Below are 14,870 nucleotides of genomic sequence, written 5' to 3'. Positions count from 1 at the left end.
CTATTTTAAATATTCCAATTGATAAAGCGTCTCCGCTCCAAAATTTTTTATTTCAATTATTTTTATCTCTTCCCCATTAATCCTCCCGTCATCATAAAGATAATCCATTTCTTTTTCGGTGAGCGGCAGGCCGTAATAATAAAGCGGTAAAGTTTTCGCAAGTTTTGGGATTGCCGCATAAGTACTTTCTTCACGAAACGGCGAGACAACCCTGTGCTCGGGAAAAAATATTTTATCACCGCGGTCAACAATAATCACTGCCTCGGATGGAACGAGTAAATTAACTTCTTTGGCAATCATGGCGTAATCATGCACGTTTTTATAAACATAAGCCAAACCGTCATTTTTATCAAAAAAAGTAAGTTTCATCCCGAAGAGAATAAAAATTAAACAAAGAACGCCGGCGAAAATCTTTTCTTTTAGGGGACGAATAAAATCAACTAATTTTATGAGAGTAAACGCGACGAGCGGCAATGACAAAATATAAATCGGCAGCCAATAACGCACGTAAGAAGTTCCGATTGACGCTTCTTTGGCCGGATTGTCATAAAAAACCCAACTGCCATAATACAAAAATAAAAACAAAGAAATAAATCCGCCGATGGATAAATAAGTTATAATTTTCTTATCTAATTTACCAGCAATCAATTTTTTTATAAAAACTACGGTGCCAAAAGTCGCAGGAACTACAAACCACCAAAACATCCCAACAAAATATGTGGAAAAATTATTCAAAACATTTTTTATTTCAAGGCCAAAGGGAAAAATAAATTTTCCTGCTGAAACATGCCACGCCACCTCGCCCGCTGCGGCGCTCTCCCCACCCAAATTATAGGCGGTGGTAAGCGGGTCGCCGTAAATCGTCCTGTTATAAAGAAATACTGGAACAAAAGCTACGCCAGCGGAGAAAATAAAAATAATCAATTCGAACCATTTTACATTTTTTCTATAAATTAAAAATAGTAAAAGAAGCGCGGCGCCAACCCAAATTATTTCCGACAACCGCACGGTCAGCGCTAACCCAAAAAATAAACCAGCCAAAATATAATCTAGATAATTTAATACCCACGCTTTTGATTTCTTATGTCCCACTAAAAAATAAAATCCCGCAAGCAAAAGCGAAATAAATAAAATATTTGGAAAAAGACCTCGGCTCGCATAATACCAAAAAGCCGGATGGACCAAAAGCAAAAAGGATGACCAAAGAGCAATCCGCCGATCAAAAATATTTTTTATAATTCCATAAAAAAACAAAACTGCCGCAAGGGCAAAAAACGGCGTAAGCCACCAAATTACGCCCAGCGTAAAAATCTTCGCCAGCCATCCATAAATCAAAATTAACCCCAAAAAACTCCCTGGCACAAGATATCCGCCTACTGTCGTAATGCTCCGCGGATGGATAATTCCTCCAGTTGTAAGGTTCAACGGCTCAAAAATTTTAAGCGACCCCTCTGAAACGTAATTTTTTATAAAAAAATAATTAGCCGCCTCGTCCGGCGAATTAAATTTTGCCGTTTCGACCGCTGTTCCCAAATAAAACCATGAATAAATAAAGAAAAAAATAACGGCAAAAAAAATCAACGCCGTTTCCGCCCTATTTCCCTTTATCCATTTTATGATAGAATACATAAATAAATATGACCCTCAGATTACCTTATTGTATCATCATTTCTTTGATTTTAATAGTCGGCCTGCTCGGCAATTTTTTCCTTTGGGAAAATGCTATTTTAGGCCTGACTTTCGGCCCGGCCTACCTCATTTTTTACGGATTTTTACTGGGTTTTGTCCTTTTCCGCGGACGACCCGATCTTTTTAAATTTCTCTACGGACTTTTATTTTTTCTCGCCGGCCTTTCCCTTTTCGGCGCTATAATTTACTTTTTTTATAAACTAAATACTTTGGCCCTCGCCGGACTTGTGCTTTTTCCGCCATTCGTAATTCTCCCATTCTTACGTTTCGGCAATCATCCTGAATCGGAAAAACATTTTAATCCCGTTCAGATTAATCCCCACATTTTGCGCACGACGCTCCTTTTGGCGGCGTTTATTTTTTTAACAATTTTAAATGTCCGCCATCTCTTGACTGCCGGGACAGTTGAAGCAATCCGCACTCCCTGGAAAATTCTGCCATTTGAATTTTTTATAAATTATTTTTTCGCCACAGCCGTTCTTCTTTATTTTGTTTTAAAAAGTCAAAAAGAAGGTTTAAATTTAATTTTAATTTCCGTTCATACCTTTTTGACCGTGGCGCTCGCCCTTTTTGTCTATCGCATCGGTTATGGTTTTGATCCTTTCATTCATCAAACTACGGAAAAAATTATCTTGGCGCAAGGTTTTATTTTACCAAAACCTCTTTATTATCTTGGCCAATACTCGCTTGTCGTTTTTTTGGCGAAAATTTTTCATACATCGGTTATTTGGGTAGACCGCCTTCTTCTCCCAACTTTAATTTCTATTTTTCTCCCCGCCACAATTTATTTTTCTCTCCGCTCTTACACCGACCGAAATAAAACTCCTGGCGCGAGTTTGGCCGCGCTCCTTATTTTTCTTTTACCCTTCACGGCTTTTATCGCCACAACCCCGCAAGGCCTCGCCAACTTTTTTCTTCTCGTTATAGTTTTCTTCGGTATTCTTGCCTTGCGCCGCGAATTCCCGATTTCCGCCCTTTGGTTTTTGGGTTTTACCACACTTCTAATCCATCCTCTCGCTGGCCTCCCCGCTCTCATATTTTTGTTTCTTCTTACCATTTTTACTTTTTTCAAAAAACAACAAGGCATTTTTGAATTTATCCGCCACGTTGTTTTTATTATGAGCACGCTTCTCGGAGCCATAGCTATCCCACTGGTTTTTCTTGCGGCAATTCTATTTTTTAAAGGCCCAGCGGCAATAATTTCCTTAAAAACCATTGAAGGGGCAAATAATTTTCTCTCTGCTCTCGGCTGGTCCGCGCCGCTTTTAGTTGATCACTTCCGGCCGCTCTACGACCTAGCTTATACTTATGGACAAAATATCCCTTTTATTCTTCTACTCGTCGGTTTTGCCGGATATTTTATCCTCCGAAAACACTTGCCTGCTGTTTTAGTTTATATCACTGCTTTTTTTTGTTTAATTGTAAACTACATTTTAATAAAACTTTTTGCCGACTTTCCTTCTCTTATAAAATATGAGCAAGGAATTTTTCCTAGCCGTATTTTAGAAATCAGTTTTTATTTTCTGATTCCCCTCTTCCTTTTCGCCCTTTTTAAATTTTTTGAAAAATTAATGGGGGGCAAGAGTAAAGGATTAAAATTATTTTTCATTTTAATTTTTGCCGCGTTTTTAACCTTTTCTCTTTATTATTCTTACCCCAAGGACGACGGCGAAGACTATCCAATTGACCGCGGATATTCTGTTTCACTTTTTGATTTAAATGCTGTTCGCGCAATTGCCGACGATGCCGGCGCGGAAGATTATGTAGTTCTTGCCAATCAAAGCGTTTCCGCCGCGGCCGTCAAAGAATTTGGATTTGACAAATACTACGGACCGTATTTTTATTATCCGATCCCAACCGGCGATCCGCTTTACCAATATTATTTAAAAATGGTCTACGAAGCGCCGACACGCGCCACGGCGAAAGAAGCGGCAAACTTAACCGGCGTAAAACTTGTTTATTTTGTCTTAAACAAATATTGGACCGATTCGGACAAAATCATGGAGGCCGCCCGCCCCACTGCCGACGAAACTCTGGAAATCGGCAACGGAAAAATTTGGATGTTCAAATATCAGTTTTAAATAAAATTAAAACAAAAAAACCGCCGGGAATCCCGACGGCTACCCACCACCTTTCAACCGGTGGCTTTTTTGTAAAAAAATTTAAATTTTAATATTAATTGTAAATATTTAAAACTTATGGTATAATATATTTAAATACGAATACATTGTTTACGCTATACAATATAATTATGGCATCAAAAATAAATAAAGAAAATCTCAACAAATTTCAAAAAGCCCACAGGGAATATCAAAAATCCTTTAAGCAACTTGAAATTTTAGAAAAATCAATCCGCGAAAAAATTTCAGACCATCTTTTAGAATTGGAAAATCGCAGCTCTGTGGAAATAGAACACCAGCAATGTTAAAACGGGTATGAGAAAGAATGCCAACCTAAAAATAGAAACAGAAAATCTAACCGAGGCGACGGCCGTGGCTCTTTCTTACTTTAAACAAGCAAAAAGAAAAAAACTCTTTATACCAAAGAGCTTTTTTCTTATGCTGCATAAAGAAGTATTAGCCGACAAGCCAAAAGAAGCAGGAAGATACAGAACAGCCACGGATAAAATAGAAATTCATAAAAAAACTTTCTCGCCCTGTGAGGCATGGCAAATAGAATACAAAATTCTAGATCTAATTGATTTTATTAACAACAAACGCCTATGGAAAAATAAGTTTAAGCTACTTTTCTTAAACAAAATAGAAAAAAATACATTCACGGACAAACAGTATGAAATTCTTCGTAAGGTGTTTATGGCGTGGTATATCCACCATCAGTTTGTCGCCATACATCCATTCACTGACGGCAATGGACGAACTGCTCGTTTATTAATGTGCCTAATTTTAAGATCCGAGGATTTATCTGAGAAGTCATTTCCTATTTTAATAAATTTCATCATTAAAGATAATCGATGTCAATATCTGGATTGTCTAAACGCGTCCGATTCGAACGATTTTATTCCCGCCGTAAAATTTATGACCCGCGTTATGACTACGGCTTATTACGAAACTGCCAAAATTATTAAAATATTAAAATCAAAAAATAAATTTTAAAATAGCATAACTTATTTTCCAAAATCGACATCTTAATGAGATGTCGATTTGTTTATGTCTAACGCCCACACGCTGGTCATTTAAATTTTCATTAACAGTCCCCCAATATAATTTTCAATCCCAAAATTCTCCACCGACTTTGCGGCAGCGGGACGCATCTTTTGTAAATTTTCACGGCTGGTGGCGGCGTGTTTTAGAACGCGCTCTAAATCCTCAGCATTGCCCGCTTCAAAAGCAAAACCATTTTCTTTGTCATGCACTAATTCCGCTACTCCCCCAATTTTTGCGGCAATGACCGGCACGCCGGCAGCTAAACTTTCGTAAATCACGCTCGGCGAATTTTCGTAGCAAAGCGAGGGAACAACAGTCAAATCAACCAAATCAAAAATTTTAATCACTTCTTCTCCAACCAATTTTCCGTGAACGACAAATCGTAAATCGTCGCCAACCATTTTTTTCAGCTCTTCCAATTTTGACCCGTCGCCGGCAATATGGAGTTTAAACCCAATATCTAACTTTTTTAAAATTTCTACTAAAAATAAAATTCCTTTATGCTCTTCGATCTGCCCGAGATAAAGAAGTTTTAAAATACTATTGTCCATGGGAATCCCAGCCGGATAAATTCGCTCCACGGGATTTGGCAGCACGACTTTTTTTGATTTTCTAAAAAATCCTTTTTCTAAATAAAAATCCAGAAGCCATTTTGATGGTGAGACTACAACGTCCGGCGAATTAAATAGCCGCCGGCAAACGGATTCATAAATTTTTCTAAGCCAAGTTCTCTGCTCCCAGTTTTTTTCCTGACCGAAAATTATCAAACCGCTCGGCACAGCCAGCTGTACATCATGAAGCGTATGAATGTGTTTTATGCCGAGCCCACGAATCGCGCGGGGAATTAAAAAGCCAATGCCCATCAAATTGTGCGTCAGAACCAGATCAGGCTTTTCGGCGCGCAAAATCTTTTTTACTGCTCTTGCGCTCTGAAAATTAAACATGTCCAAAAAATGCCATTTCGCGCGCCACAAGGCGTTGTGCTTAAAATCATTAAGATAATAAAAAATATTCGCGGGATAAAAACGATAAACTTTTATTCCGTTCTCTTCTGCCGCAACCGGTTTTAAACTTTTCCATCCGCCCCACGGTTTTGTGGAAATAACAAAAACTTCGTGGCCCTCGCCGCGCAAACCTTTCGCTACGCGTTCGGCCACTTTTTCCGCTCCCCCGCGGGAAATTGGCGGATACAAATTGGAAATAAGACAAATTTTCATTCTTTTGGTCATTGCGAGGAGCGTAGCGACGAAGCAATCCCGTCGTTATCATTGGAATAAGATTGCCACGCGCCTACGGCGCTCGCAATGACAGATTCTAACCTCTCCCCCACTTTTTTTAAATCATATTTTTCCAAAACTATTTCCCGGCCGTGTTTGCCAAAATCTTTGGCCGCGGCGGGATTATCTAAAAAATAATTTATTTTTTCCGCGAGCTCTTTGGCATTGCCCGGCGGGAAAGTAAACCCGTTCACGCCGTATTGAACTACACTCCGAACGCCGGGAAGATTTGAAGCGATTATTGACTTGCCGCAAGCCGCCGCTTCAATTAAAACTATGCCAAACGCTTCGGACTGGTCAAGTGAGGGCAAAACCACAACATCGGCCAGATTATAATAATCCGGTAAATCTTTTGCCGTGACCGAACCGGCAAAAATTACTTGGTCTTTCAAATTTAATTCTTCCACCATTTTTTCATAATGCGGCCGAAGATCACCGTCGCCCACTACCAAAATTTTAGCGTTCGCCACTTCTGCCCTTGCCTTAATCAAAACTTCTAATCCCTTAAAATAATGCGCTCGGTCCAGCCCGCCGACAAATAAAATCGTCCGAGTGGCAAACAGATTAAATTTTTTAAAAAGATCTTGCTTTGCCTCAGCTGGCGCAAATTTTTCTGTGTCCACACCGAAAGGAACTTCAACAAATTTCTCCGGATTTTTTTCTAAAATTTCTTTGACATTTGAATTTTTTGCGTAATCAAGCGATGAAACAATAATTTTATCCGCTCGCCCCAAAATTTTCGGCATTAAATTTTTTGTATGCCAACGAAATATTTTCCCGAGCCAGCCACTACCCACGACGTCATGATGATAAGTAATAACTAATTTTGTCCCAACTTTTAACTTTTCACTTTTAACTTTTAACTTATAAACCACTTCTGCTCCGCCGAAAAATGGGTAATGCAGATGAATCACATCAAAGTTTTTTAATTTCCATCGAAGCTGCGGCAAAAAAGCGGCGTTGCCATATCTTAAAAACGGCCCGGGGCAAAAGAGTTTAAATTTTTCTTTTAATTCATGGCCCTGGCCTCCCGGTCGACGCGGCACAAAAACCGAAACGTCATGGCCACGGCGCGCCAATTCTCGCGCTTCGGTGTACGCCGCCGTTCCAATCCCGCCACGATACGGCGGAAAAACCGGAGAAATAATTGCTATCTTCATAATTTACCAAAAAATTAAATTTCGGACGGCGCGCCAATAAATATTAAAAACTGGATTAACAATATATTTTAAAATCGGGTTGGCAATCTCCTGAAATTCTAACTTACCGACAATCAAACGCGCTAATTCTCTATCTTTAACTTTTCTTGATTTTGCTTTTGCCCTTTTATTTTTAATCATTCTCTGCCAATTTTTGAAGTGGAAAAAATATCCGTAAACTTTTAATTTCGTCGTAAACAATCCGCGGAGCGCCGCATAAGCGAGCATTCCGAGTTCCATAAAAAAGAACGGCAAAAAAATCAAAATTAAAGTGCCAAGCCTATAATTTTCAAATATCATAATCAGCCGATTCCGTTCCATATAATAAAATTGCAAAATACTCCGGGAAAACTGATATTTATGATACATTATTGATTTTTCTGCGAGGATTATTTTATAACCAGCTTGTCTAACGCGCCAAGAGAGATCTGTATCCTCGTGATACATAAAAAATTCCGGATCAAAAATTCCTATTTCACGCAAAACTTTCACGGGATAAAGAACGGCCGCGCCCGACGCGTAAAAAAAATCATTAGATATGGGATATTTTATATTAGATACTTGTTCTCCATAACCCCGACAAAAACCAAAACAAAGAAAATGCATCTCGTTGCCAAGCGAATTAATTTTTTCTTTTTCCGGATGAAGCCGAATTAACGACTGCGCCGCGCCAACATTTTTATTGGCTTCGGTCGCGGCCACTAATTCTCGGAGCCACTCGGGATCGGCCACTGTATCCATATTGAAAAGAACTATGTAATCATAGTCCGCCGCGAGCGCCCTTTCCATCGCTAAATTATTTCCCAAGGCAAAACCCGTATTTTTTTCTTCCAAAATAATCTCCGCCTCCGGCGCGATTTCACATAAATATTTTTCCGTCTCAGCCGTTGTCGCGTTATCAACTATAAAAACCTTAAAGCTATCCTTGGGATAGCTTTGATTTCGGAGACTCGCGATGCATTCCGGCAAATATTTTTTTGCGTAGTCTTTATAATTTATGAGAATTACGGCAACCTTTGGCATAAACTTACAATCTATGTTTTTTCGCTAGTTGTTTGCCGTCCATTATTTTCCGTTTCCTCTTTCATCGCCACGGTCCGCACAACCTTTGTAATATTTCTTTCAATTTTTTCAATTTTAATCGTCATCTGGAAAATAATGTAGAAAATCAAAACGATGGAAAGATAAACAACCAAATCAGCTCCGCGGCCCACGCCAACAAGCTCTGCCAGGAAACTGGTCGTATCGGGCAATAAAATAATTATTCCCACCACAAACCAAAATCCTGTCCAAAAAAGCAAATCTCGAGACGTTAAAATTCCCTGCTTCCATTTTATCACCACTCGATAGATAATGAGCAAAATTAAAAAACTCAAAAGATATTGAATAAGCATACAAAAATTACTTTATATTTTTTCCTAAAAATAAATCAAATAAAATTTTTAAATAATCTGGCAGGTGCTGACCGCGACGAATCTCTGGTGAAAAATATTTAACCGTTACCGGGACTTCTTCGTAGCGCAAACTGTGCCGGCCGATTTTTTCTAAAATTTCCGAGGCATGAGCCATGCGATTTTGTTCGATCGTAATTTTTTCTGCCGCTTCGCGGGAAAAAGCCCTAAACCCATTATGCGTGTCCGATAATTTCAATCCGGAAGTTAATCTGGTAAAAACCGTGGCACCCCTTAAGAAAAACTTCTTAACCGATGGAATTTCCGATTTCCCAAAACGAGCTCCCAAAACAACATCAGCCCGCCCCTCGGCGACCGGCCTTACGACGTTAATTATTTCTTCGGCGACAAATTGACCGTCCGCGTCATAAGTCACAATAACATCGGCTTGGCGTAAAAGTGCGATTTTTTTTCCGGTTTCAAGAGCCGCGCCCTGACCGCGATTTAAAAAATGAGAATAAACAACCGCGCCCGCTCTTCTAGCGTGTTCTATGGTATGATCGGCCGATCCGTCATCAACCACTACAACCTCTGTGACATATTTCTGCACTTCCATCACGACGTCGGCAATCGTTCTTTCTTCATTATAGGCGGGAATTACCGCAATTGTTTTCATAAAAATATCAATTACCAATTACTATTTACCATTTACTCGATTACAATTTATCTTTCATCAACTACACCTTGCTGCCGAAGAAGCGGTTTATACGCTTGTGTGTAATCGATTGTTTTTTGTAAACCATCTTCAAGCCGAACAAGAGGCACCCATCCGAGCATTTCTTTGGCTCGGCCGGTATCGGGCAGGCCGAGCGGCGTCATAAATAACAATGGTTTTTCAAAAATTATTTTTGATTCCGAACCAGTTATAGAAATAATTTTATTCGCTACGTCCAAAAGTTTTAAATCTTCATTACTTCCGATATTTACTGGACCAATATCAGATGGCGCGGCCATAAGTTTTATGAGGCCAGAGACGACGTCATCAACATAACAAAGCGAAGTGGAAAAATTTTCATCACCATAAATAATTAAATCTTTATTGTCCAGGGCATCAATGATAAAATCTGGCACCATTTCTCCGTCAAACAATCTTTCGCGAGGACCATATGTTCTAAAAATTCTCGCGATTTTAGCATCCAAACCATTAATCTGGCGATAAGTTTCAACCATTGTTTCGGCAAATCTTTTTCCTTCGTCGTAGGAACCTCGCGGCGTAAGATGATTAACGCAGCCAAGAATTTCTTCTTTAAAAAATTCCTTGTCCTCTTGCCGCGGACCGTAAACCACAGACGACGAAGCATGCACCACTTTTGCTTTATATTTAACCGCCAGATCTAACATGTTTTTCATCCCCACGGAATTAGCTGCGAGCGTGGCGGCTTTAAGTTGATCAAAATTCTTTGCCGAAGTCGGGCAAGCTAAATGATAAATTTCCTGAATACCCTGAAATTTTATTTTAAAGCGATCAAGCTCTGGAAGAGTTTCAAAATCAATCGGGTCACAAACATCCTGTTTTATAAAAACAAAATCCGGGTGTTGAAGCAAAAAATCAATGTTTGAAACATTGCTGGTGGAAAAATTATCCAAACAAATTACCCGGCTAGTTTTAATTAATTTTTCACAAAGATGCGAACCAATAAATCCGGCGCCGCCCGTGACTAAAACATTTTTTTTCTCTAAAGATTGCATATCCATATTTTTATTAATATTTTTACCACAAATTATCTGACTACGCCAACATTTACTCCGCCCTTAAAATCCTGGCCAAAAGCGAAAAATTCTTTACGTAAAAATCCTTTATTATTGTAAATTTTAATATGCGGCCCGCCGCCCGGCCCGGCGCCAACAATAATTTCCGAAACTTTATCGCCATCTAAATCTCCTAAAGACAAAGTTACTCCGTTCGTCAAGCCGGAAAAAGGCAAAAATTTTAATTTCAAAGTCATATACTGGCCATAAATTATCACCTCGCCGCTGCCACTCATCTTACTTACGGCTATCTCGGCAACTTTGTCACCATCAATATCGCCGACAGAAAGCCTCACGCCGCTTTTATATTCCTTTTCAAAGGCCAAAAATTGCGTGTTTAAATTTCCCTTAGAATCAAAAACTTTAATCATTGACTCCAGGCCATTGCCTGGCGCGGTAATTATGTCCGCTCGGCCATCACCATCAACATCTCCGACCGCAACATTCACTCCACCGCGGAAAGTTGTTGCATAAGCCATAAATCCGCCAATTGGCGTTCCGTCCTGACGGAAAATTCTAACATGAGGCCCGCCGCCCGGCCCGGCGCCTGTCACAATTTCATTTTTACCATCCTTATCAAGATCTCCCGTGGCAACATTCACTCCACCGCGGAAAGTTGTTGCATAAGCCATAAATCCGCCAATTGGCGTTCCGTCCTGACGGAAAATTCTAACATGAGGCCCGCCGCCCGGCCCGGCGCCTGTCACAATTTCACCAGTTCCATCACCATTTACATCTCCGGACGCAAGACTTACTCCGCCTAAAAATTTATCAGTGTAAGCCAAAAAACTTCTTAGAAAAGAAGAGTCTTCTCTAAATGTTTTTACTTCTGGTTTCAGGGTAGAAACCGGCGCGACTAAAATATCACCCTTGTGCAAAGAAAACGGGGAGCTCTCCATTGTTAAATAAGCCGCTTCAATTGTTCTCCCAATATTCAATCTTCCTTTCCCCAATTTTCCAATATAATCTGGATTTACACCGTCAATGTTGTCGGCATTAACTGTCAAAAGATTTCTAATTTCCGGCACACCAAGATTTGGATTTAAAGATTTTATGAGCGCCGCAGTGCCGGCAACAATCGGCGCGGCAACAGACGATCCCGACCATCCACCGCTATAATATTCGGTAAATTGTGGCAAACCCGGATTATAGGCGACTGTGCCCCAAATATCAACTCCCGGCGCAGAAACATCAACGCACTTTGTCCCATAATTCGAAAACTGAGCTTTCTTGTCATCCTTGTCTGTCGCCGCTACACCGATTACAACATTTTCTCCATCACCGCCATAATAACAAACTGGATAAAGCGGTTCTTCATCTAAATTTTTTCCCGACACGCCGTTATTCCCCACTGCGGCAACCACCACTACACCAGCCTTGTAAGCCCGCTCCAGCGCTAAAAATAAACTCTTGCTAAATCCTGAACCAATAAAACTTAAATTAATAACATCCGCGCCTTTTTCCACGGCGTAATCTATCCCTTCAATCACAGTCAAAACATCGCCTGATCCAGAAGAATCCAAAACGCGGATCGGCATAATTTTTGCCTCCCACGCTATACCAGCAGTTCCTCGGGAATTATTTCCCACGGAAGCCGCAACGCCGGCAACAATAGTTCCGTGGTCAATTCCCTCTTTAGTAAACCACCATTCTTTAAAATCCGGCCTGGGGTTATTGTCTCCCGCGACAAAATCCCAACCATTAACATCATCAACATAAATATTTCCATCGTTATCCATCCCATCATTCGACACTTCACCAGAATTTACCCAAATATTGTCAGCAAGATCAGGGTGATCAATATCCACTCCCGAATCCAAAATTGCAATCACAGTATCTTTATTTCCCGAAGTTTTTTCCCATCCTGCCCACACTTTAACTTTATCTAAATACCACTGCTTGGAAATATATGGGTCGTTTGAAGCGATTGCCTCTATTTCTACTTTATAATTTGGCTCGGCAAATTCAACTTCTGGCAAATTTTCATATTTAAAAATTGCTTCCGCCGCGCTCTCATTTGATTCCAAAATTATTTTTTCCGCTCGCGGACTGTCTTTAAGTTTAACTAAAATTTCGTTTGGCGCATATACTCCGCTGATTTTATTCTCCCCCACATTAAAATCCGCCCTTACGGCCGAAAATTGACCGAAAATAAGAGCAAATAAACTAAAAATTACCACTAAATTTATTTTTTTAGCCATATTTAAAAATTATACCACCTTTTCTCTAAAAAACAAACCCGCCTAATTCGTAAAGAAAAAACGGGTAAGTTTAAAGCTATTGTTTATTTAATAGAGATCACTAATCGTTCTCGCGACTAACTCTACTGACGTCTTGCTGTAATCTGAAGTTGAATTAACGTCAGCTCCGGCTATGGCATTGCCATAGTTTGTTTTGTATACTTCTGGCACGGCGATAATTTTCTTTTCCCAGTCAGCACCGTAAAGTGAAGTTGCAACAGAGGCGGAAGTAATCCAGCGCAACTGACCGGTCGCAGTCAAAACATAAACTTTGGGATCAAGAACTCTGAAGGGCGTATCCATGCTGACAAACTGGACAAGATATGTGCCAGGTTTTGCGAGAACATTGCCGCCGAGAGGAACAGACGTCACGATAGTGTGACTTACGGTTTTAATAGTAGAAAAATCAGTGTACCAAGAAAAATAAATCGCCTGGGTCGGAAAAACATATCTTTTGCCGTTGTCCGCGTAATAGTAAACTGCCGTGCTCCCGGCTTCCTTAAACAAATCTCCATAGTTTAAAGCTGGGGTGCCAGTAAAGGATACTGTTGTAGTTTGGGAAATCGTTACTCCGTCTGCCACGGCGGTAAGAGTTGCTGTTCCTGTCGTGCTTGACCTAATCCGGAAAGTCGCTTGACCCGAAGAATTTGTTGTTCCGTCCACGATAGAAATTGTGTCAGCTGATCCGCGGTTAGACGAAAGAGCCACAGTTTTTCCGGCAAGCAAACCATCTGATGAATCGCGGACTGTCACATAAATTACTGAATAAGCACTCCCATCAGCCACGACCGAAGCGGGCGTGGCCAAAACACTTGATCTTGAGGCGGAAACAGAACTTGTGGCGACACTCGTAAAAGTCACGTCTGCCGTCTGGCTTATTATCACGCCATCGGCAACCGCAGTAAAGGTTGCGCCTCCCGCCGTGTTGGAACGAGCTTGAAAATAGGCTTTACCAGATGCGTCAGTTATTCCATTAACAACCGCTATTATGTCTGTTGCTCCACGGCTAGAGGAAAGTGTCACGGTTTTTCCGGAGAGCGCGCTGCCCGAAGAATTTTTTACAGTCGCAATAATTACCGAGACAGAAGAGCCGTCAGCCGCTACTGTTCCTGGCGAAGAGGAAAGTGTTGATTGGCTCGCCGAAACCGCGAGAGCCGGATCTGCGGCTGTTCTGAAACTCCAAGGATTTCCGACGGCCGGGGAACTGCCAGAAGCAAGCAAATATCCATTTCTATCTTCGCCGGTTGCTGAAACTGTTATATTTGTATCGTAAGGAGGAGACAATAATCTTGAACGGGTCATAACTGTATTGTCGCTGCCCCAGGAAGGAGGTCCCCACGACCCAGCGCTAATCGAAAGAGATGTCGCGCTAGTTTCCATTGGTTCAGAAAAAGTTACTCTGATATACGAAGTTGTGATAGCTACGCCCGTCGCTCCGGCAGCAGGAACCGTGGAAACAATAACTGGCGAAGCGTTATCATCAACATAGACTATCGCCTGGTTTGGCGCGGGCACGCCGGAAACTGTCACATCGTCTAAAATCCCCTGATTTCTATATTGAATATCCGCCGGAAGAATCATGCCTCCGCCCGAATAACCGGTTTCATTCGCATCGCCGGAAACAAGGAGATAAAAATAATTAGTTGTCCCATTACAATTTTCATCAATCCCAAAACCATTCAATCTTCCAGTCGGTCCGGTTAATCCAATTTCTCCAGGATTAATTATCCAATCCCCCGCCTCAAACTTGCAGCTTGTAACATTCAAATCAAAAGTCACTTTCACGCGGTCAACTGTGCCGTTATGATCGGAGTCAATAAAAGCGGCGGAGTTTAATGTCGGCGTCCAGGCGTTTGCCGCCTCGGGCAAAAAATTAACTCCGCTTGCGCCTAAAACTACTGCGACCATTAAGAAAATCCTAAGAGTTTTCATAAAAATTTTCTTTAAAAATTAATTATTATAGCCACATTTTGCGGCCTATTTTAAATATAAACGCCCCAAAAGCCGAAAACTTTCATCCCTCCCAAAACCATTATACCAAAATTCGGGTTTAAAATACACAAAACCAGGCCGGAATAAACCCAGCCTGGTTTTTAATTCT

Annotated in this window: 12 protein-coding genes; 3 read left to right on the top strand and 9 right to left on the bottom strand. The window is 40.7% G+C overall.

The genetic code is table 11. The features are described 5' to 3' along the window. Entirely contained in the window at nucleotides 1-1,629 is a 1,629-nt protein-coding gene (locus WC445_00160) for a glycosyltransferase family 39 protein (GenBank protein ID MFA5128366.1), read from the bottom strand. Nucleotides 1,630-1,637: 8 nt separating this feature from the next. Here WC445_00160 and WC445_00155 point away from each other — a divergent pair, with 8 nt between their 5' ends. The 3 genes from WC445_00155 to WC445_00145 all read left to right on the top strand — a co-directional run bounded on the left by WC445_00155 (nucleotide 1,638) and on the right by WC445_00145 (nucleotide 4,802). After that, nucleotides 1,638-3,770 (top strand): hypothetical protein, encoded by a 2,133-nt coding sequence (locus WC445_00155; GenBank protein MFA5128365.1) that lies wholly within the window; start codon nucleotides 1,638-1,640, stop codon nucleotides 3,768-3,770. Between the two features lie 170 nt (nucleotides 3,771-3,940). Then, complete coding sequence (locus WC445_00150; protein ID MFA5128364.1) at nucleotides 3,941-4,117, top strand: hypothetical protein; 177 nt, start codon at nucleotides 3,941-3,943, stop codon at nucleotides 4,115-4,117. 7 nt (nucleotides 4,118-4,124) lie between these two features. Continuing rightward, a complete protein-coding gene (locus WC445_00145) occupies nucleotides 4,125-4,802 on the top strand; it encodes a Fic family protein (GenBank protein ID MFA5128363.1) in 678 nt (225 codons plus the stop codon). An 80-nt stretch (nucleotides 4,803-4,882) separates the two neighbouring features. Here the strand turns inward: WC445_00145 and WC445_00140 are convergent, their stop codons facing one another. From WC445_00140 to WC445_00105, 8 genes are all read right to left on the bottom strand, one after another. After that, nucleotides 4,883-6,070: a glycosyltransferase family 4 protein gene (locus WC445_00140; protein MFA5128362.1), complete on the bottom strand. Its 1,188-nt coding sequence runs from the start codon at nucleotides 6,068-6,070 to the stop codon at nucleotides 4,883-4,885. A gap of 8 nt (nucleotides 6,071-6,078) precedes the next feature. Next, on the bottom strand, nucleotides 6,079-7,290 hold the full coding sequence (locus WC445_00135) for a glycosyltransferase family 4 protein (GenBank protein MFA5128361.1): 1,212 nt from the start codon (nucleotides 7,288-7,290) through the stop codon (nucleotides 6,079-6,081). A gap of 3 nt (nucleotides 7,291-7,293) precedes the next feature. Continuing rightward, the gene (locus tag WC445_00130) at nucleotides 7,294-8,352 is read right to left on the bottom strand and encodes a glycosyltransferase family 2 protein (GenBank protein MFA5128360.1); all 1,059 of its coding nucleotides are present in this window, start codon (nucleotides 8,350-8,352) and stop codon (nucleotides 7,294-7,296) included. An 11-nt stretch (nucleotides 8,353-8,363) separates the two neighbouring features. Then, nucleotides 8,364-8,723 carry a DUF2304 family protein gene (locus WC445_00125; GenBank protein MFA5128359.1) on the bottom strand — a complete coding sequence of 120 codons (360 nt, stop codon included), beginning with the start codon at nucleotides 8,721-8,723 and terminating at the stop codon, nucleotides 8,364-8,366. 7 nt (nucleotides 8,724-8,730) lie between these two features. Then, a complete protein-coding gene (locus WC445_00120) occupies nucleotides 8,731-9,396 on the bottom strand; it encodes a glycosyltransferase family 2 protein (protein ID MFA5128358.1) in 666 nt (221 codons plus the stop codon). Nucleotides 9,397-9,443: 47 nt separating this feature from the next. Further along, complete coding sequence (locus WC445_00115; GenBank protein ID MFA5128357.1) at nucleotides 9,444-10,475, bottom strand: NAD-dependent epimerase/dehydratase family protein; 1,032 nt, start codon at nucleotides 10,473-10,475, stop codon at nucleotides 9,444-9,446. Nucleotides 10,476-10,501: 26 nt separating this feature from the next. Beyond that, nucleotides 10,502-12,730 carry a S8 family serine peptidase gene (locus WC445_00110; GenBank protein ID MFA5128356.1) on the bottom strand — a complete coding sequence of 743 codons (2,229 nt, stop codon included), beginning with the start codon at nucleotides 12,728-12,730 and terminating at the stop codon, nucleotides 10,502-10,504. Between the two features lie 87 nt (nucleotides 12,731-12,817). Continuing rightward, nucleotides 12,818-14,701, bottom strand: a complete 1,884-nt coding sequence (locus tag WC445_00105) for an invasin domain 3-containing protein (protein ID MFA5128355.1) — start codon at nucleotides 14,699-14,701, stop codon at nucleotides 12,818-12,820. Between the last annotated feature and the right edge of the window lie 169 nt (nucleotides 14,702-14,870).

It is taken from the genome of Patescibacteria group bacterium (assembly GCA_041650995.1).
Taxonomy (GTDB): Bacteria; Patescibacteriota; Patescibacteriia; order XYB2-FULL-38-15; family XYB2-FULL-38-15; genus JAHIRI01.
Note: the sequence above shows the minus strand (reverse complement) of the source record. Positions and strands in the feature narration are given on the sequence as shown.